Origin of the sequence: Pseudomonas sp. HMSC063H08 (assembly GCF_001813645.1) — a bacterium.
Lineage (GTDB): Bacteria > Pseudomonadota > Gammaproteobacteria > Pseudomonadales > Pseudomonadaceae > Pseudomonas > Pseudomonas aeruginosa.
Genome location: NZ_KV813530.1, coordinates 1,052 through 1,580, shown reverse-complemented (window position 1 = coordinate 1,580; position 529 = coordinate 1,052). Strand labels below are relative to the sequence as shown.

The 529-nt window shown below is 62.4% G+C and carries 1 protein-coding gene and 1 pseudogene; both read left to right on the top strand.

Features of this window, described 5'->3' with window-relative positions:
• A partial coding sequence (locus HMPREF2924_RS22145) for a type 4 pilus major pilin (protein ID WP_070700654.1) occupies positions 1–396 on the top strand: 396 nt, incomplete at its 5' end.
• A pseudogene (locus HMPREF2924_RS37065) lies at positions 393–529 on the top strand (twitching motility protein PilT); the annotation flags it as partial. The gene HMPREF2924_RS22145 and the pseudogene HMPREF2924_RS37065, both read left to right, overlap by 4 nt.

The window sequence follows — 529 nt, the reverse complement described above, 5'->3', positions numbered from 1 at the left end:
AACGCCAACGAGGAACAGCGCAACATCAGCGTTATCGCGGCCAACGCGCGGGCCCTGAAGACCTCTTCGGGCTACGGCTCCAGCGGTACCAACCTGATCCCGAGCCTGATCGCAATCAACGGCGTGCCGAAGAACATGAGTGTCTCCTCCGGCGTCGTCTACAACGTCTACGGCGGATCGGTCACTGTCTCGTCCACCGGCATGGGCTTCTCGATCACCACCAGCAAGTTGCCCCAGGACGCCTGTATCACGCTGGCCACCAAGATCGCGAAGAACACCTTCGAGCAGACCAAGATCAACAGCGGATCCGCGATCACCGGAGAAGTGACCACCGCAGCCGCGACCCAGGCCTGCAGCAGCGACAGCAACAGCATTACCTGGACCTATAGTTCGTGAGTGTGAACCCGATCATCCAGGCTCAGTTCGTCGACCTCTACCTCGGTGAAGGCTTCGCCGACGTGAAAGGCCTGGCCGGCGCCGGCGCGCGCCGAGTCGAAGTGCCTCGCGAGTGGGAGTCGCACGCCCAGGA